Source organism: Vibrio sp. OPT24, from assembly GCF_015163545.1.
GTDB classification, from domain to species: domain Bacteria; phylum Pseudomonadota; class Gammaproteobacteria; order Enterobacterales; family Vibrionaceae; genus Vibrio; species Vibrio cyclitrophicus.
In genome coordinates, this window is record NZ_JADDYI010000053.1 from 1,022,611 (window position 1) to 1,042,272 (window position 19,662).

Below are 19,662 nucleotides of genomic sequence, written 5' to 3' on the forward strand. Positions count from 1 at the left end.
TTTTATCTTTCCTTGTTCTGCCCTAACTCATACTAATCAGGGCAATTTTGCTGACTTTTAACTAATTTTTGTTGTTACTATTTTTATTATTACTGATTTTTCTATTTTCTATTCAATAACAGAGACTTACACTTCTCTTACTGGTTTATCTGTTCTTTGCTTGTCTTCCCACTCAGGAGCAATCCACACTGGAACATCCTGCTCTTTAAGCATCGGCTTACCAAGAATCAAATCGGAAGCGCGCTCGGCAACCATAATGGTTGGGGCGTTCAAGTTTCCATTTGGAATAGTTGGGAAAACAGACGAGTCGACAACACGCAGATTATCAATACCGCGAACACGGCACTCCTCATCAAGCACTGCCATTGGATCGTTATCAGCCCCCATTTTGCAGCCACATGAAGGGTGATACGCGCTTTCAACGTTCTGCTTAACCCATTCATCAATCGCTTCATCGGAAGTAATATTTAGACCAGGCTGAATCTCTTCGCCTCGGTAAACGTCCATCGCAGGTTGAGACAAAATCTCACGCGTCAGACGAATACAATCGCGCCAATCTTGGCGGTCTTGCTCGGTCGAGATGTAGTTGAAAATGATCTCTGGCTTGGCATGCGGATCAGCCGAAGTGATCGCAACCGTACCGCGACTTTCAGGCTTGTTAGGCCCAACGTGAACTTGGAAACCGTGACCATCAAAAGCCGCTTGACCGTCATAACGCATAGCTGCTGGTAGGAAATGGTATTGAATATTCGGCCACTTCAATCCTTTGCGTGAACGAATAAACGCACATGATTCAAAGTGGTTAGTAGCACCCAAACCTTTACGAGTCAGAATCCATTCCGCGCCAATCATGCCTTTGCTAACTAAACCAAGCTTACTGTTAAGCGTGATGGGTTCGTTACAGTGGTATTGGAAGTACACTTCTAGGTGGTCTTGTAGGTTTTCACCGACGCCACTGAGTTCGTGTTTCAGCTCTACACCAGCCTTTTCAAGCACGGCTTTCGGGCCGATACCAGAAAGTTGCAGCAGTTGAACAGAACCGATAGAACCGGCAGAAGAGATCACTTCTTTGTTCGCGACCGCGACTTGAGTATTGCCTGACTTTTCAAACTCGACACCGACTGCTTTCAGACCTGATTGGCCAGTTGAGTCTTGTGCTTCAAGTAAGAAACGGCGCGCCACGATGCCCTTCTTCAAGGTCAGGTTTGAACGCTTCAATGCTCGACGTAGATAAGCGTTAGAGGTTGAGGCTCTCACTCCCTTGTCTACCGTCATATGCATGGTGCCGAAGCCTTCTTGCTGGTAGCCGTTATAGTCTTGTGTTTCCGGGTAACCAGCGTCTTTACCTGCATCAATGAATGCTTGGTAAAGCGGGTTCAGATCCATATCGTTACCGTTACAAGTGCCTACTGGGCCATTGTCGCCACGGTATTGATCGCCACCTTTGTTCCATGATTCAGCACGGCGAAAATAAGGCAAACACGCTTGATAATTCCAACCGGCAGCACCCTCTTCTTCCCACTGGTCGAAGTCACAAGCATGACCACGCACGTAAACCATGCCATTGATTGATGAGCTACCACCTAACACTTTGCCGCGTGGGCAGTGCAGTTCACGTCCATCAAGGCCTGGCTCTTGTTGAGTCTCAAACTGCCATGCATATTTTTCAGTATTCATCGGGTAGGAAAGCGCCGTTGGCATTTGGATAAAAATGCTCTTATCCGTACCACCCGCTTCCAGTAATAAAACGCTATGTTCACCGCTTTCCGTTAGCCTATCCGCTAACACACAGCCGGCCGAACCCGCGCCGACGATAATATAATCGTAGCGTTGTTCCATATTTTAAGTTCCCTGAGATGAGTCAGTGAGGCTAGCTCTTTTAAGCTAGCCTGTTGAATTAAGTTTTACGCGTTAGGCATAAGGGCTGGCGTAATCGCCTAGCTCAATAAGAATGCTCTTCGTTTGCGTATAGTGGAGTAGAGTTTCTGGGCCATTTTCACGACCAACACCCGAAAGCTTGTAGCCACCAACAGGCATTTCTGCAGGTGAGTCACCCCACGTATTAACCCAACAAATACCTGCCTGCATTTGATGAATAACACGGTGAGCACGAGAAAGGTTTTGCGTGAACACGCCAGCAGCCAGGCCGTACTTAGTATCGTTAGCACGACGAATCACATCGTCTTCATCAGTGAACTTCAACACCGACATTACAGGGCCAAAGATCTCTTGTTGGACGTGTGGCATGTTGTCTTCGCAGTCCACAAACACGGTTGGGACAACAAAGTTGCCGTTCGCTAGCCCGTTGTCAGTCACTTGATAACCGCCAGTCAGCAATGTTGCGCCAGACTGTTTTGCTAGCTCAATCGCTTCAAGAACTTTTGAAAGGTGCTCTTTAGAAATCAACGCACCAATTTGAGTCTCCATGTCCATTGGATCACCAATGATCAGTTTTTCAGTGCGTGTCTTAAGTTGGTCGATAAAATCGTTGTAGATGTTTTCGTGTACATAAACACGAGTACCATTGGTACACACTTCACCTTGGGTGTAAAAGTTTGCGACCATAGAAGCGGAAACCGCATCACCCAATTTCGCATCATCAAACACGATCATTGGCGATTTGCCACCAAGTTCCATGGTCACCGATTTAAGCGTCTTAGCGCTATCCGCCATCACAGCCTTACCAGTGCCGGTTTCACCTGTGAAAGACACTTTAGAGATGTCTGGATGAGCCGTTAGCATTTGGCCGACACGGTAGTCACCCTGAACCACGTTAAATACACCATCTGGAAGGCCTGCTTCGGTAAATATCTCAGCAAGCTTAAGTGCCGTTAGCGGGGTTTCTTCGGAAGGTTTGAAAATCATCGCATTACCCGCAGCCAATGCCGGAGCCGATTTCCACATCGCGATTTGAATTGGGTAGTTCCACGCGCCAATACCGGCACAGATGCCAAGCGGTTCACGACGAGTGTAGAAAAATTGAGATTCACTAAGGGGTTGTTGATCGCCTTGAAGTGTAGGAGCGAGGCCTGCGAAGTATTCAATCACATCGGCACCAGACGCTACATCTACTTCAATCGCTTCTTGCAGTGGCTTACCCGTGTCAACAACCTCAAGGTTTGCAAGGTCATCATTTCGAGCTCTAAGTATCGCTACCGCTTTCAAAAGAATACGACTGCGTTCCATGGCCGTCATTGCTGACCATACCGCAAATCCACGTTTCGCAGATTCAATAGCGCTATCCACGTCCGCTGAAGAGGCTTGGCCTAACGTTGCGATAGGTTCGCCGTTTGCCGGGTTGATACTATCAAAGGTTTCACCAGACGTAGCTTTAACCGCTGCGCCATCGATGTATAACGAGTTCATTTCCATTTGAGATTCTGACTTAATTATTGTTATTAGACTCTGCTGGTCTATGTGTGAGTATTTATCGTTCAAGTACTATGATTGCAATGCGACGACCACGTTCTATGCGGTGTTACACGAGTAAAACGTCAGTTGTTTATCAAGATAATCATTGATGATGGCACGAGCCTTTTGAGCATCGATACCTTCAGGGTTTAACGTGCCTCTCAGCCATAACCCATCAATCAGAGAAGCAATCCCGTGAGCAACGAGATCCGCCTGTTCATGACTCAAAATACCTTTCAACTCAAGACGCAGATGTGAAATCAAACGTTTTTCATTTACACGCTGTAGTCTCTTCAATTGTTGGTCATGCATTGAATAGGACCAAAATGCCAACCATGCCTTCGCGACTTTATTTTCGGCTTGGTAACCTTCGAAGTTACCATCGATGATCGCGTTTATTCTCTGTTGGTGAGCATCAACAGGAAGCGCTTTTAGTGAAGTCGTGATGGTGTTGGATAATTGGCGAAGGATTTCACGCATCGTCTCTTCGAGCAGACCGTGTTTCCCACCAAAATAGTGATTAATGATACCTGTAGACACGCCCGCTTCTTTGCTGATCAACGCAATACTCGCGGCGTGTAAACCCACTCGGTCAATCACCGTCATGGTGGCTTGAACAAGCTGTGGTTTACGTATGTCAGGCATCCCAACCTTCGGCATTTCTCAGTCCTTTTATTTTATATTGAACGTTCAGTTAAATATAAAATGACAGAAATTTAGTTAGGGTTCAAATGATTATTTAAAACAAACTCGTAACAATACAGCATTCAAAACAACAAAAATCATTATAAAACAATAAATTAAATATCATTTAGAGCACTAACGAAAACAATTAAAGATTTGAGGTGTGATAGTTATTGGTCGAAAGTTTTTAGCGAAAAAGAGTAAAAATCAATCAGGTTAACGATATTTAGAACCTCGAGTAAAAACCTTAAAGTAGTGTTTGATGCAGGAAGGATATAAAGTGAAAAAGTGCATAAAAAAAGGTTGATAATGACCAAACCATTATCAACCTTTACGGAGCTTTAAATCTAAAGCGATGAATCTACCTAGGCTCACTCAATACGTGTAATGAACCCATACTTGTCAGAATCGGCCTTTGTCATCCAGTGTTCACCCGAAGCAGGGGCAGAATCTAAAGTGAAGATGTAGAAGTCGATCCCTTTGTCTCCCATGACCTTTTTAAAGTAGGTCGCTTGCTTGAGATGGCTTTCGTTGGTGTATGGGAATTCTTTAGCTGTTTTATCACCCTCAGCCCAGCTATGAACGCCCACTTGCTTATTAAGCTCAATGGCTTTGGTGGTATCTGCTCGTTGTAAAACTCGTGGGTTACCCGCCGCGAACAGATCCGTGCCGCCAGAGAACACCGAACCCGTTGGAGTAACGATTGTGGTCATATTGTTGCTATTGATCATGCGACCGGTGTACATGTTGATATCATCATCAGCACTGCCACCAATATGGTTATTAAATTTCAAGATCATTTCACTGCCTGGGTATAGCTTAACGATATCGAAAAGCTGCGAATAGGTTGTAACCCCAAGAGTAGAAGTAATTCGCTCAACAGCACCAGTGTTCTGGAGTACATCACGGTAAAATGCGTTAAAGGCAAATGAAGTAATGATAGTGACTTTGTTACCATTTTTAGTTTTGCTCAGAATCGTAGAGCCAAGACTCGTCACGTATTGCGACATCTCATTGTGATACTCAAGCTCAACCGCTTTTTTACTGGTCGCGCTCGTTTGAATTAACGTAGTTTCATTAGAAACAGAGCGCAACGCAGTACCGCAATCAAAGGAGTCATAAAAATTACCCTCACTGTAAATCGCACAGTCATCGACTCCTGCATCAGGAAGATACAGATCAACGCTCTGACCTAGGCGACTTGCTAGCCTTACCACTTTTTGCTTATCACTGATGTCTTCAGCAAACTGAATATTTTCATACAGCACACCATCGTAGGTGAGTTTCATGGATTCTTGGAGATCTTGCCTCTCTTGATATAACTCACCCAATTTAGCCGATGAAAATACATAATCGGCCTTAGGTTTCATTTGCACTTTGTTTGCCGCTTTACCCGAGTTAGAGCTTGAATTACAGCCCGCTAAGAGAATCAAAGGTAATGCTAGTAAAATCTTTTGATAGTGGTTCATGCCATTTTCCCAAAATATTTGATAGGGAAATTCTATTATTTAGCTCTCGAATTATCTGTCTTGAGAATGTAAGAGTATGTATGTTCTTTTTGAACATTGTTTTTTATTTTCCTATTAATTTCATATCAGCATTGAACTAGCTTAAAAAGTGTTTAATCATTCATCTCAGGTATTTTTCGCGAAGCAATTAGACTCAATATGCAATAGCGATTAATTACTAAACAAGGTTCACTCACGTAATCTCGTATAAGCTAAACACACGATAAGGCTGGGAATGGAATGACAAAACCTAAAATGATCATCGTGGAAGACGATTTGAAACTTCAGAAAATGTTGCAAGACTACTTTGTCGCGCAAGATTTTGATGTATTGGTTCTGGACGATGGCAGTAATGCCGCGCAAACCATTCTTGCCGAACAACCTGACATCGTATTGCTGGATTTAATGCTTCCTGTAACCGATGGGCTGACAATCTGCCGACAGACGCGTACGCACTATAAAGGTAAAATCTTGATGCTCACCGCTAGCGATGACGACTTTGATCATGTCGCTGGTTTAGAGACAGGGGCTGATGACTATGTCACCAAGCCAATCAAACCAAGAGTTTTGCTAGCAAGGGTCCGTTCACTATTACGCCGTCAAGAAACGGTGGCTCATTCAATTGATGACTCTGATAACCTTCAATTTGATCAACTCGTACTGAAAAACACATACAAGAAGTGTGAACTTGCAGGTGCTGTTTTGTCACTCACAGACAGCGAGTTTGATCTACTTTGGTTGTTGGCAAGCAACCCAGATACGCCGTTATCACGGGACTATTTAACCCAAACACTGCGCGGGATTGAGTATGACGGGATCGATAGGACAATTGATAACAAGGTTGTGCGTCTAAGAAAGATACTCGGTGACGATCACACACCAGCAGAGAAAATTCAGACCATTCGCGGGAAAGGTTACTTATTTGTTTCGACCGCCTGGCATTAACCTCGCTCAATACGAGCGTAATGAAAGAGAGCGATTATGCGACGTATCTATTTGGAGTCCCTGCTTGGGCTGTTAGTTTGCTTTATGACCGGCCTTGTTGCCTACGAAATTTCTGTCTACCAGCTCAATACCGACTACGAATATGTAATGGAAGATTACGAAGCGACGGCCCACCAACAACTGATAGAAAACATCGCTAAAAATCAAGGTCTTGAAGCAGCTCAACAAGCGATAAATCAGTTTGTCGAAACCACACGAAATAAACTGGTCATGTTCAGTCCAAAAGATGAAATACCAACCCCCGTTTCAGAGTTCTTCAGTACTAACCCGAATACCTTTATCTTTCACGATGATGAACGAGATCTATGGTTTCGCCTCACAGGCAGTGATAATACCTACCATTACTTACCTGATAATGAAGCGTTCGTTCGGCAAAAAATCGAGCTTGAAGATGATCTCATTTGGTTGTTTTTCCTAGCAAGCTTTATCTTATACGGCTTATGCCACCTAGTTATTATTTTCCGACGGGTCAAAAAACTTGAATACGCCACCCTACGCTTTGCGGAAGGGGATCTCTCTTCACGAGCAGAGACTTCAAGCGGCATAGCCATTGGCTCACTCAATAAATCCTTCAACCTAATGGCTGACCGTATTCATCGCTTAATTGAGAGTAACCGCTCACTTACTAATGCCGTTGCTCACGAGCTACGCACGCCAATATTTCGTATCCAGTGGCAAGCTGAAATGCTCAAAGACACGCCGCTCAATGAATCGCAACAACACACCGTTGAAAGTATCGTCGAAGACACAGAAGAGATGGAAAAGATGGTCGACGAACTGTTGTGCTACGCCAAACTTGATAGCATTGGCCTCGAAAACCTACAACAGCCATTAGAGATAAGAGACTTTCTTGAACATGCGATGACACGCTGGAACAAAGATACAGAACTCAACATCAGCTTATCACTGCCAGAACAACCTAGCTCGATACTAGCAGATGAAACGCTGCTTAACCGAGCCTTAGATAACCTAGTACGTAACGCAATGAAGTTCGCGCGTTCACAGGTGTCGATTGAGGCTAGCGTGCATCAAGATCAACTACAGATTGCGGTACATGACGATGGTGATGGCGTGGCACAAGAACACCAAGCTCGCCTGTTTGAACCTTTTTACGTTGGCGACAAAGCGCGTAACAAAGCCAAGAGCGGCCATGGTTTGGGGCTTTCTATCGTCGATAAGATCTGTGCTCAACATAACGCAACCGTGGAAGTTGGCCAGAGCCAAACTTTAAAGGGAGCCGTATTCACCATTACCATTCAGATATGTAATAATTCGGCTATGTAACGATTCAGCTGACAAACCCATACAGTAACTACAAAACACCTCTGGAATAATGTTCAACATCGGTCGGGAGATGCTGTCTCCCAATGAACTTATTGAGTCTAGATAATCATGACACTGTCGTTTATGGCTTGTCATTACAGCACTGCTAAGTAGTAGCAAAGTAGACCGTTACTCGTTAACTCGCACTTTGTTAGCAGTTGAAGCCATGGGCTTACTATCTAAATTCCCAATCATTCTTAAGGTATTTTTATGAAAAAGTTATTGTGTGTTTTAGGCGTTATCTCTCTAGCAGGTTGTTCAGGTATTAGTCACAACGATGAAGTTTACACTGCACACGCTGAAAGCTTCAATATTGTGGGTTTCCAAGTTCCTGGTAACACTCAAGATCGTGCAATGGAATTAGTGCCAGAAGGTGCAACGGTTGAAACAATTCGCTCAACAAACTCTGATACAAGCTCTGTTATGGGTATCATCAACCGTATTATCGGCATCGACTACGTTCAAGTGGGCGGTAAAAAGCAATAATTCTTAAAAAAACAGCAACTTGATAAAGCTTGCGTACCTTTAAACGCTAGCTTTAGAAAGCTGAAACAATCTAAGCCAGTGACTATCCGTCGCTGGCTTTTTCATACCACTTATTTTGTGCTCTGTGCTAGATAAAGCTCCACTTGGCTAACTCTCTTGTAACTAACAATTCAGAAAATAAGACCAAAAGTCGTCAATTCCTTATCAAAATTTCCTTTAAATTCGGCTTAATAGTCTTTCGTTCAAACTGAACTCCCCAAATCATTGATCCTTCCATCAACCCATCGCACGTAAATTGCGGCACAGTTCAATTTTCGCAAAAAACTTAATTCTCTTGAAAAATAAACACTTAATAAAAGTGTCATCATTTTATAAACAAAAAAGGTGAATTGGTTCAAAAATAAACAGAAATGATTACTAGCTGTAAATGTGCAAGATATAAGTTTCATGAATAAAAGCGATCATTGCCATGCTACTAATTAATCAGATCGAATGATGTGAATTATTTGTAATGAGTTTGTTACTTTCGTCTTTGTTTTTACATGGAAAGAGAAAATAACAATGAAAATAAAGAAACGTTTAGTTGCCGTTGCTATAGCCAGCGCTATGTCTTTGTCTGTGCACGCAAGTGAATCCGTTCAAATCAATCAACCGATCAATTTTACTAACTTTTCTGGGTTAAATACTCAATTAGGTGTCAGTAATGCCTCTAGCTTTGAGATGGTAAAAGAGGTGAGCCTCAAAAAGCGTGGTATCTACAAAGTTAAGATCCAACAGAACATCTGGGGAACACCTGTTTGGGGGCACTACCTAAATGCCACCCAAAGTGTCCAAGGTGGCGCACTCAAGTCTGTTCAAGGCAACTACCTTAAAACGTCGACCCTAGAGCGATCTTTTGTTAAGCCATCGATCAACAGCTCTCAAGCGGTTGAGCTTGCGAGTAAAGATCTCAAGGTTCAGGGCTTAACCAGCAAATCTTTAGACAACGTCCAACATGAACTGTTTATTTATCAAAGTTCAGGAAAACAAGGACATGACAAAACACGCCTAGTCTACGTTGTCTCTTATCTCGTTGAAGGCAGAGAACAGCCGACTCGACCATTCACCATGCTTGATGCACATACAGGCGAAGTTATCGACCGTTGGGAAGGTATTGCTCACGCACAGATCGGAACAGGCCCCGGTGGTAACGAAAAAACAGGCATTTACGAATACGGTACCGACTACCACTACCTTGATGTGGTAGAAAATGGCACAGAGTGTGTGATGGAATCGGAAAATGTTGTCACCGTTGACCTAAATGGTGCGACCGATGGCGACACCACGTATAGCTATGAATGTCCTCGTAACGAACATAAAGAAGTGAATGGAGCCTTCTCTCCGCTCAACGATGCACACTACTTCGGTAACATCGTGTTCGACATGTATAAGAACTGGTTCGACACAGCGCCACTCTCTTTCAAACTCATGATGCGTGTTCACTACGGTAACAACTACGAGAATGCATTTTGGGACGGCAAGGCAATGACCTTTGGCGATGGTGAAAACTTCTTCTATCCACTTGTTAGCCTAGACGTGTCAGCACACGAAGTGAGCCACGGTTTCACTGAGCAAAACTCAGGTTTGGTTTACGCGAATCAATCCGGGGGTATGAACGAAGCTTTCTCTGATATGGCGGGTGAAGCGGCTGAATACTACATGAAGGGCACCAATGACTGGATGGTCGGCCGAAATATCTTCAAAGGCGAAGGCGCGCTGCGTTACATGGACGATCCATCACGCGATGGTTCTTCTATCAACAACGCATCCGAATACTACGATGGCTTGAACGTGCATTACAGCTCAGGCGTGTTCAACAAAGCGTTCTACCACCTAGCAACCACACAAGGTTGGGACACCAAGAAAGCCTTCGAACTGTTCGTGTTAGCCAACCAAATCTACTGGTCTGAAAACACCGATTTTTGGCAAGGAGCTTGTGGTGTGAAAAACTCAGCAACTGACCTTGGTTACAGTGCCGAAGATGTGGTTTCTGCGTTCAACTTAGTCGGTGTATCACCTTGTGGCGAACCGCCACTTCCACCAGAACCGGAATATCAACGTCTTGAGAATAGTGTTGAAGCCGCAGTCGCTGGTGAAACGGGTTCGAAAACTTACTTCGATATCGAAGTACCAGAAGGCCAAGACAAGCTGACGATTGATCTTGCTGTGTCTACTGGTGACCCGGATATGTATGTCGGTCTAGATTATGCGCCAAGCTCTCAAGAAAATATTTGTAAGAGTGAAACCGTGACAGACGAAGTGTGTGTGATTGAAAACCCAACCGCAGGTCGTTACACGGTTAACGTTCTAGGTTACTCAGATTACGCAGGTGCAAACCTAACAGCATCGTACGAATCTGGCAATGCTAACGTACCGCCAGTTTCTTCTTTCGAACACACGGTTGTAGGCAAAGAAGTAGAACTGCGCAGCACAAGTTCGGACAGCGATGGTCAGATCGTCTCTTACCAATGGAATCTAGGCGATGGCAACACGCAAACAGGTGAAGTGACTCGTTATACCTATGCTGAAGCTGGCGACTACGTGGTTACCCTAACAGTGACTGACGATGCAGGTGTTGCGACATCAACAAGCAAGTCGATCACGATTGAAGGTGATTCAGCGGAAGGCTTCCCACTAAAACTGAAGTTTGGTAACAAAAATCCGAACGGCAAGGCTCGCGTTAAGCTGACGTGGGATTACGACACCAACGACTACTTCGTGATTAAGCGTAACGGCAAGAATGTTGGTGCGACAGACTTCAACTCATACGTAGACAAGTTCCGTCACAACGGCACAGTAGATGTGGAGTACCAAGTGTGTACCTCAAGCGATATCTGTTCAGAAACCAAGCACTACCGTTTCATTAAAGCACAGTAATCGATAGCAAATTCAGGGCTCCGCAAGGGGCCCTTTTCGCGGTTATCTGTTTAGAAAATGAAACATCCACGCACTAAAAAAAATCACACCAATCAACACAACAATACTCACCATAAAAAGGACGACAAATGGCTATTCAAAAAAGCATGCTAGCTTTGGCTGTACTCGGAGGTTCTTTAGCCTTAATCAACAGTACTTCGGCTTACGCATCCCTAGGAATCACACCACCAGCGAACGAAGAAGTTTGGATCACCACCGATGCTGACGCACAGCATATAATGACTCAACATGGCGCAACAGTTTACCCAAGCGTGACGGGAAACAAGCATTCCATCGTCGCGAAAATCAACGCAAAACAGCTGGCTAAACTCTCTAGCCACATGCACGAAGAAACCCACCGCTGTGGTGGCTACATGGTGCATGAAGACAAAGCAAGCGCACTCAAAGCCGCAGCGATGCCACTGACAATGAGCACCTTCGAAAAGCCGGTGATCAGCCATCAAGACACAGTGAACGACCTACTCGCTCAGGTCGAGCCGAACAACATGGTCACGACCATCGAAAATCTAACCAACTTCACCAACCGTTTTTATACTACTTCTACTGGTGTCGCTGCTTCAGATTGGCTTTTAGATCGTTGGGAATCAGAAATTAAAGACGTACCGTATGCGTCTGCACGCCAGATCACTCATGCCGAATATCCGCAAAAATCCGTTGAAGTGACACTGCTTGGCGCTAAATATCCTGAAGAGATCGTCGTTGTTGGCGGACACCTTGATTCGACTGTTGGATCTTGGACAAGCGAAGGCACCATCTCACCGGGAGCCGATGATGATGCGTCTGGTATTGCGACCGTAACTGAGTCGCTTCGCCTGATGATCGCCAGTGGCATTCAGCCCGACAAAACAATTAAGTTCTATGGTTATGCAGCAGAAGAAGTAGGGCTGCGCGGCTCACAAGATGTCGCCAACGCTTTAAGAGACGAGCAAGCAAACGTTGTGTCGGTGTTGCAATTAGACATGACCAACTACAACGGTTCAGCGCACGATATCACCTTCATCACGGACTATACCGACAGCAACCTAAACGCCTACTTAAGCGAGCTGATCGACACCTATGCCAGCGACATCAGTTACGGTTTCGATGATTGTGGCTATGCCTGTTCTGACCACGCCTCTTGGCACAATGTTGGCTACCCAGCCGCCATGCCATTCGAGAGCATGTTCAATGATTACAACCCAAACATTCATACTCAGCACGACACGCTTGAGAACTCCGATCCAACAGCGACACATGCGACCAAGTTCGCCAAACTGGCCATTGCTTACCTTGTCGAAACCAGCCTTGATTCGCCCGTTGCAGGCTCTAAAGAGCTGCAAAATGACGTGCCTGTTGAAGGGCTTACTGCAGGATATGGTGAAGAGCAGTTCTTCACATTTACAACGGAAAGTGCAGGTCAGTTAACGGTGACATTAACAGGCTCTCGTAGTGGTGATGCGGATTTATATGTGAAACACAATGGTACAGTATCGAAAACAAGCTACGATTGCCGCCCATACCAGAACAGTAGCAACGAGCAGTGTGTATTGAACAAGCCAGCGGGTGAATTCAACATCATGGTGCGCGGCTACCGTAACTTTAACGATGTCACCATCGTCGCTAACTTTGTTCCTGATTAGCTTTAAGTTTAGTTGCTTGCTAACCACTAACCCGAGCAAACACGGCTAAAACCAAAAATCCGCAAGTTCGATCCTAAATAGAATGGAGCTGGCGGATTTTTTATCATCTACGCTCTTCACTTGCTATGAACAGCCCTGTTCGAACAAACAAGCCATTAGTTTAATTCACAGTTAAGACGTTTTTTTGATCACCTTGCCACAAATGTATTCACCAATCGGCATTGCAGAGGTCGCTGCTGGCGATGGCGCATTACACACATGCAGGCTTCTTGGGCTTTCTGCAAACAGGAAATCATGAACCAAGGTACCATCTTTGAGCACCGCTTGAGCGCGTATGCCTGCTGGGTAAGGTTTGAAATCTGACACCGTAATGCTCGGGCAATATTTGTTGACCAATTTTAGATAGCCCGGCTTCCACCACGAGTTCTTAAGCTCGACCAAACCGGTTTTCAGATTATTCGCAGTCACTTTCCAAAAGCCCGCAAATCTCAACATCTGCCAAGTGTCCTTAAAACTAAAGTTCAGCTTGCCATAGCCTTCTCTCTTCCAACCTTGAACTGCATTTGGCCCTACTGTTACGGAACCATCAATCATACGTGTTAAGTGCACCCCCAAGAAAGGCAGTTCTGGGTCAGGGATCGGATAGATAAGGTGATTCACCACCTGGTTGTGTTTCGCGTCCAACTGATAATACTCACCACGATAAGGCACGATTTGAAAGTCGGTTTCAATGCCAAGCATGCTAGTCATTCTGTCGGCCATCAAACCAGAACAAGTGATCAAGAATCGGCTGTTCAGTTGTAGAGTTTGACCATCTACTTTGCACGTTAACTGTACTTCATCTTCCAGTTCATCCGCCATGATCACTTCTGTGCCTAGGCTGAGCTTGCCACCCGCCTCAACAAACTCTTGAGCCATTACTTCGGTCACTTTTTTGTAGTCGACGATACTGGTGGTTTTGACATACATCGCGCCCAAGCCCGTGATGTTAGGCTCGGCAAGTTTCAGTTGCGCTTGGTCCAACAAATCGACATCAATGTCGTTATCATGACAACGTTGATAGAGCGCATTCATGCGCTCGACTTCCTGCTCATTGGTTGCGACCAACAACTTACCGCAGTTTTCGACAGGGATATCGTGTTGGCTGCAAAAGGCGATAGTTCGCTCGACGCCACGCCTACAGAAATCCGCCTTTAAACTGCCTGGAGCATAGTAAACGCCAGCGTGAATCACACCACTGTTATGGCCAGTTTGGTGCTGCGCGAAGCCACGCTCCTTTTCGACTAAAAGGATACTTTTATCAGGGTGAGCTTGCTGTAATTGCCATGCCGTCGACACACCAACAATGCCACCACCAACGATAATATAGTCGTATGTTGAGTTCATAATATTCCTACATTCAATCCTTTAATTATAGGGAAGACGCGACAGTGTTAGATCCGGTTTGAGGTAACTTTTTTTCCTCACTTTCTGATTCCTTTTTCACTTGATTTGCATCGTATTTACGACCGCTGTAGATGAAGATACCAACAAAAATGGCAACACATACCAAACGGATCACGACTGAAACATCAGGCCATACTAGAGCTACACCTATCGCAACCAACACTACTCGAGTAATAATATTAACTTCGCTCTCTAAATAACCTTCAATCGCCGCGATAAACGCGTAAGTACCAATAACAGCAAAGCCACCCGTGACTAACACGGAGGCCACATCCCAACTTACCAAGTTAGTGTAGGCAATCAACAATGGTACTAAATACAAGCCTTTGGCGATCTTCCATGCCATTAAGCCCGTTCTCATCGGGGGTGTTTTAGCAATGGTTGCAGCCGCAAATGCAGTTAAACAAACAGGCGGAGTCACGTTGCTGTCTTGCGATAACCAGAAAATAATTAAGTGAGCCGAAAGCAGTGCAAGGCTGATAGCTTCTAAGCCAAGGCTCTGTTCAAGCAGAGTTTCCACAAAATCAGCAGGAACTAACGCAATCATCTCTTTCGCCGTTTCCAACGCCATCGGTGCGTTCAATAGATCAAGCTTATCTGGCGCAGCCAACATAAAGATGGCTTTAGCTTGCTCAGGAAGCTGCCCTGACACCAACAAGTCGAGCAGTTGACTTTCAGCAATCAATTTATACAAGGCAGGAGCAGACAATGTTCCCAACACAATATAAGCCGCCGTTACTGGTAACCCCATACCCAGAATCAAAGACGCCAGTGCGATCAACGCAATCATCACCAGTAACTCGCCATTCGCCCAGCTGTTGATCATCAAAGAGAAGGTGTTACCAATTCCCGTAGTGCTAATGACATTAACAACTAGACCAATACCAACTAGTAACACAGCCGTTGTCGCCATGTTTTTTGCGCCTTGAGACAAAGCTTCAATGATCGCTTTCGGTCCCATTTTGTGATTTTTAGAGAACCATGATGCCACCACCACAGAAAGAATCGAAATACCCGCAGCGTAAGTCGGCGTAAAGCCTTGAACGAGCAAAGTCACTAACACGGCCAATGGGATCAGGTTGTGCCAGCCCGATAGCAATACCTTTAACAAAGGTTCACAGCCAGAGGTCACCTTTTGTACACCACTACGCTTCGCTTCAATACGCACGAAAAAGGCCACTGACAAAAAGTAGATAAGCGCAGGAACAAAGGAAACCGCAATAATATCGACATAAGGGATCTGCGTGTAAGAGGCCATGATGAACGCGCCCGCACCCATCACAGGTGGCATCAACTGCCCGCCAGTGGATGCAGCCGCTTCAACACCTGCCGCGAAACGCGAAGGGAAACCAGCCTTTTGCATCAAGGGAATACTGATCACGCCCGTCGATACTGTGTTTGCTACGCTCGACCCGGAGACAGAGCCCATCAAGCCGGAGCCAATAACGGCAATGAAACCAGGGCCACCAATCACTTTGCCCGCCGCGGCACGGGATACATCAATAATGTAGTCGCCGACACCAGATCGAACTAAAAATGCGCCAAATAAGATGAACATGAACACGAAGGTCCAACTGATTCTTGAGATCGAACCAAACATCCCTTCTGATGAGTAAAAGCTTCGATAAAGTAACGTCTCAAGGCTTAAACCCGGAAAATGAAAAATACCGCTGGTCCATTGTCCCCAAAGCACTACATAACTTAAGCACACTAAGATAAGCACTGGAATGAACCAGCCCATAGTGCGTCTAATCAGCTCAATGACGATGGCAATCGCCAAGATAGAGAAAAACCAATCACTGGCGATAAATTTTACGCCTCGGTCATACAACGCATCTTCGGCAAAGGGAATGTAGATAAGGCAAGCTAAAGCAGCCAAGGCAATCCCAATATCGATAGCTAATGCTATTTTGCTTTTTTTAAGCGAGACATGGGCGGGATACCAAAGTGCGCAAATGATTGCGAAACCAGCGAAATGCGTCGCCGAAATCCAAAGCTCTGGCAAGGTAGATAAGGTATTAAACCAAATATGTAGGAGGGAGAGTATCACTCCCATTGTCGTTATTGCTTTGCCTACCCAAGGGAAATCTGTTCGGGTAGGCAATTCGAATTTTTTCAGTTCCTGCTGCAGCGAATCGCTCATAGAAAACTCCTGCTCTCCACAGCCAAACGCGCAGAGAAAATCCATAAAGTAAGGTGGTGCGTTTTCACTTCAAATAATCGAACGAGCCGGAGACGATCAAATCAAACAAAGTAGCCGAAACAGATGAAAACGCACCAAGCAATTAATTAACGCGAATATTCAGTTCACGCCAAATAGCGAGTTAAAGATAAATGGCTAATCGAAGACAAAGGGTTAGTCGACGATCAACTCAGAAGGGATTTCTATACCCACTTCTTTATAGTAACGAGCAGCACCTGGGTGAAGCGGAACAGGAAGGCCTGCGATCCCTTTCTCAAGTGCCATTGCTTTGGTTGCTTTGTGAATACCTTGTAGGAAAGGTAGGTTTTCATAGATAGCTTTGGTCAGTTGATACACATCTTCTTCAGAAATGTCTTCACGAACCGCTAGGAAGTTAGGTTGGGCAATCGTAGTAATTGGTTTATCGACACCTGGATAAGTGTTTGCTGGGATCTCATACTTGGTCCAAATATTGTAATCACCATTCGCTTGTTTGATTTGTGCATCGGTAAACGACAAGATTTGAATATCTTCACCCAGTGCTGCAAAGGCTTGCGTCACCGCACCAACAGGAACACCAGCAGGCGTGTTCATACCATCAATTGTGCCATTTTGTAATGCGCTCGCACTGCCACCGTAACCCATAAAGGCGAGTTTAAATTGTTCTGGGTCCACGGATAAGCCTTGCATGATTTGACGACCTGAGTTTTCAGTCCCAGAGTTCTTCTTACCGATAGAGAATTTCTTACCGTTTAGGTTCTCTAGATCGCTTACCGTACCTGTTTTTGCTAGATCTGAACGCACAATAAAGTGTTCTACGTTTTGCCATAACATGGAAACTGAACGCAGTTGAGTTTGTCTGCCAGATTTCTCATATGGCCCTAAACCCTGCCAAGCCCAAGCACCATACAAACCTTGTAGAATAGCGAACTGAGCTTCGTTCTCGTTCAACAACTTTACGTTCTCACCCGAGCCCGCAGAGCTGATAGCCGCTAAAGAAAAGTGCTGCTTAGGCGCAAGCTTAACTTTACTCAATGTCGCTAAGGCCACACCTACCGGATAGTAAGTACCACCCGTTGAGGCCGTCGCTAAAATATAGCTGCGATCTTCTTCAGCTGACGCATGACTGATAAGGCCAAGAGAAGCCATTGCTATCGCTAAAGTTTTAACTAGCTTGTTGTATTTCATTGTTACTCTCCATGTAGGGTTATTCACGTTATATTTTTGTTAACAACAATCACTAGATAGCAAGCACAATGCCAGTTTTTAAACTACTGTTTTTATTGTGATTTATTTTAAAAGCCACCTAAAGTAAGCCATTTTTTGCTTATTTCACTACTAATGAGTAAGCTATTTTTTGCTTATCCAAAGCCGCAGTTAACATCCCCTTAAAGGTGGTCAGGTCACATCATGTTATATTTATGTGATCAATGTTTATAAAGTGATAAATATACGCTGAGCCATTTATTGCTCATCAATATCCAATAAACACGACTGTCAAACCGATCATTGAGAATCGACGTAGTCACTTCGATTCAACCCATAACGCACCATCTTTTGGTTCAATGTTCGACGAGGTAAATCCAAGTCTTGCATAACATCATTGATGCGTCCCTGATAACGCACTAGCGCATCATGAATCACTTTCCGTTCAAAGCTCTGCACTTGAACCGCCAACGGGATGCCTGCCGCTGTGGACTCTGTGACAGAATTAGGACGACACGCCAAAATATCACCAACGGTCAGGCTTTCATCCAGCGCAAAACGAATCGCAACATTACGCAGTTCACGCACATTGCCCTGCCATGCATACGACAACAAGGCATAGCGATCGGCTTCACTGGCCGCTCGGGTTTCGCTGTTCGCTTCTTGAGTGAAGTGTTCAAAAAGGATAAGAGCATCGTCTTCTCGTTCACTAAGAGGAGGTAAATGCAGTTGAGCAACGTTCAAACGATAGAAAAGATCTTGGCGAAAGTCAGGATGATTTAAAAGGTCGCATTTCGAAGCTGAAACTATTCTTAAATCAACATGTTGCTGTTGATTACCACCGACACGTTCAACAACATTGTCTTGTAAAGTACGTAGCACTTTTACTTGCATCGACAACGGCATACTTTCTATTTCGTCAAGAAAGACCGTACCTTTGTCGGCAAATTCAAGCTTACCAATGCGTCGTTTAGCAGCACCAGTAAATGCCCCGGCTTCATGACCAAACAGCTCGCTTTCAAATAGATTCTCTGGAATCGCACCACAGTTTAGTGGCACAAAAGGATGAGGTTTACGCTGACTAAATTTATGTAAACAAGAGGCAACGAGCTCTTTCCCACAGCCAGTTTCACCATAAATGATCACGTTGGTATCAATTGAAGCGACCTTTTGTATTTGTTCTCGTAATGCACACATCACTCTGCTGCGGCCAATCAGAACTTGTTCAATGCCCTTCAGGTTATCCAAATAGCTTTGACGATTTATCCTATCTTGACCACTTTGATGTTTATCTACCGCTTCCGATACCGTTTGAGACAAACGCTCTGGATCGAACGGCTTTTCTATAAAATCATACGCGCCTTGCTGTAATGCCTTAACGGCCATATCGACATCACCATGTCCGGTGATCAAGATAACAGGTACTTCTGGCACCAAATCTTTAAAGCGACTTAACAGTTCAACACCATCAATATCAGGTAAGCGCACATCGCTAATGATGGTCTGAAAATCACCTTCCACGACCGCATCTAACGCGTCTTGTCCAACCTCAAATGCGGTGACATCGAAGCCTGCCAACTGCAACCATTGGCTGGTTGCTTGACGCACAATTGCATCATCTTCAATCAAAGCAATACGTTGCATGATCTCTTCCCATCGCTTACACCTAAATAATATCGACCACGGTATGTAAAAAAGCCGCAGACTAAAAGGAGCTAGCTCCCACTTTGAATAACACTCCTTTAACAGTTTTATAATGTTTGCTAGCTTCAATTTGTTCCAGATTCAACCTTCCATGTGGTAATAAAACGCAGCT

General features: G+C 44.8%; 13 protein-coding genes. 5 read left to right on the forward strand and 8 right to left on the reverse strand.

The genetic code is table 11. From position 1 onward, the window contains the following. Nucleotides 1–126 precede the first annotated feature (126 nt). The 4 genes from betA to IQO02_RS18235 form a co-directional block, all read right to left on the reverse strand. On the reverse strand, nucleotides 127–1,839 hold the full coding sequence (gene betA, locus IQO02_RS18220) for a choline dehydrogenase (RefSeq protein WP_010432031.1): 1,713 nt from the start codon (nucleotides 1,837–1,839) through the stop codon (nucleotides 127–129). A 72-nt stretch (nucleotides 1,840–1,911) separates the two neighbouring features. Next, nucleotides 1,912–3,372 carry a betaine-aldehyde dehydrogenase gene (betB, locus tag IQO02_RS18225; RefSeq protein WP_016768994.1) on the reverse strand — a complete coding sequence of 487 codons (1,461 nt, stop codon included), beginning with the start codon at nucleotides 3,370–3,372 and terminating at the stop codon, nucleotides 1,912–1,914. Between the two features lie 96 nt (nucleotides 3,373–3,468). Beyond that, nucleotides 3,469–4,071, reverse strand: a complete 603-nt coding sequence (betI, locus tag IQO02_RS18230) for a transcriptional regulator BetI (RefSeq protein WP_010432037.1) — start codon at nucleotides 4,069–4,071, stop codon at nucleotides 3,469–3,471. 395 nt (nucleotides 4,072–4,466) lie between these two features. Further along, nucleotides 4,467–5,564 (reverse strand): hypothetical protein, encoded by a 1,098-nt coding sequence (locus IQO02_RS18235; protein ID WP_016789972.1) that lies wholly within the window; start codon nucleotides 5,562–5,564, stop codon nucleotides 4,467–4,469. A gap of 279 nt (nucleotides 5,565–5,843) precedes the next feature. Between IQO02_RS18235 and IQO02_RS18240 the strand changes: the two genes are divergently transcribed. The 5 genes from IQO02_RS18240 to IQO02_RS18260 all read left to right on the forward strand — a co-directional run bounded on the left by IQO02_RS18240 (nucleotide 5,844) and on the right by IQO02_RS18260 (nucleotide 13,012). Next, nucleotides 5,844–6,548, forward strand: a complete 705-nt coding sequence (locus IQO02_RS18240) for a response regulator (RefSeq protein ID WP_010432042.1) — start codon at nucleotides 5,844–5,846, stop codon at nucleotides 6,546–6,548. Between the two features lie 36 nt (nucleotides 6,549–6,584). Next, nucleotides 6,585–7,892, forward strand: coding sequence for a sensor histidine kinase (locus IQO02_RS18245; protein WP_010432046.1), 1,308 nt, complete (start codon nucleotides 6,585–6,587; stop codon nucleotides 7,890–7,892). 249 nt (nucleotides 7,893–8,141) lie between these two features. Then, nucleotides 8,142–8,417, forward strand: coding sequence for a hypothetical protein (locus tag IQO02_RS18250; RefSeq protein ID WP_010432049.1), 276 nt, complete (start codon nucleotides 8,142–8,144; stop codon nucleotides 8,415–8,417). Nucleotides 8,418–8,978: 561 nt separating this feature from the next. After that, nucleotides 8,979–11,333: a M4 family metallopeptidase gene (locus IQO02_RS18255; RefSeq protein WP_016785423.1), complete on the forward strand. Its 2,355-nt coding sequence runs from the start codon at nucleotides 8,979–8,981 to the stop codon at nucleotides 11,331–11,333. Nucleotides 11,334–11,461: 128 nt separating this feature from the next. Next, nucleotides 11,462–13,012 carry a M28 family metallopeptidase gene (locus IQO02_RS18260; RefSeq protein WP_065099302.1) on the forward strand — a complete coding sequence of 517 codons (1,551 nt, stop codon included), beginning with the start codon at nucleotides 11,462–11,464 and terminating at the stop codon, nucleotides 13,010–13,012. 171 nt (nucleotides 13,013–13,183) lie between these two features. Here the strand turns inward: IQO02_RS18260 and lhgO are convergent, their stop codons facing one another. From lhgO to IQO02_RS18280, 4 genes are all read right to left on the reverse strand, one after another. After that, nucleotides 13,184–14,398, reverse strand: a complete 1,215-nt coding sequence (gene lhgO / locus IQO02_RS18265) for an L-2-hydroxyglutarate oxidase (RefSeq protein WP_016789975.1) — start codon at nucleotides 14,396–14,398, stop codon at nucleotides 13,184–13,186. 25 nt (nucleotides 14,399–14,423) lie between these two features. Next, complete coding sequence (locus IQO02_RS18270; protein ID WP_016767107.1) at nucleotides 14,424–16,601, reverse strand: TRAP transporter permease; 2,178 nt, start codon at nucleotides 16,599–16,601, stop codon at nucleotides 14,424–14,426. A 213-nt stretch (nucleotides 16,602–16,814) separates the two neighbouring features. Further along, a complete protein-coding gene (locus tag IQO02_RS18275) occupies nucleotides 16,815–17,828 on the reverse strand; it encodes a TAXI family TRAP transporter solute-binding subunit (RefSeq protein ID WP_016789976.1) in 1,014 nt (337 codons plus the stop codon). 318 nt (nucleotides 17,829–18,146) lie between these two features. After that, nucleotides 18,147–19,490: a sigma-54-dependent transcriptional regulator gene (locus tag IQO02_RS18280; RefSeq protein ID WP_102282467.1), complete on the reverse strand. Its 1,344-nt coding sequence runs from the start codon at nucleotides 19,488–19,490 to the stop codon at nucleotides 18,147–18,149. Nucleotides 19,491–19,662 lie beyond the last annotated feature (172 nt).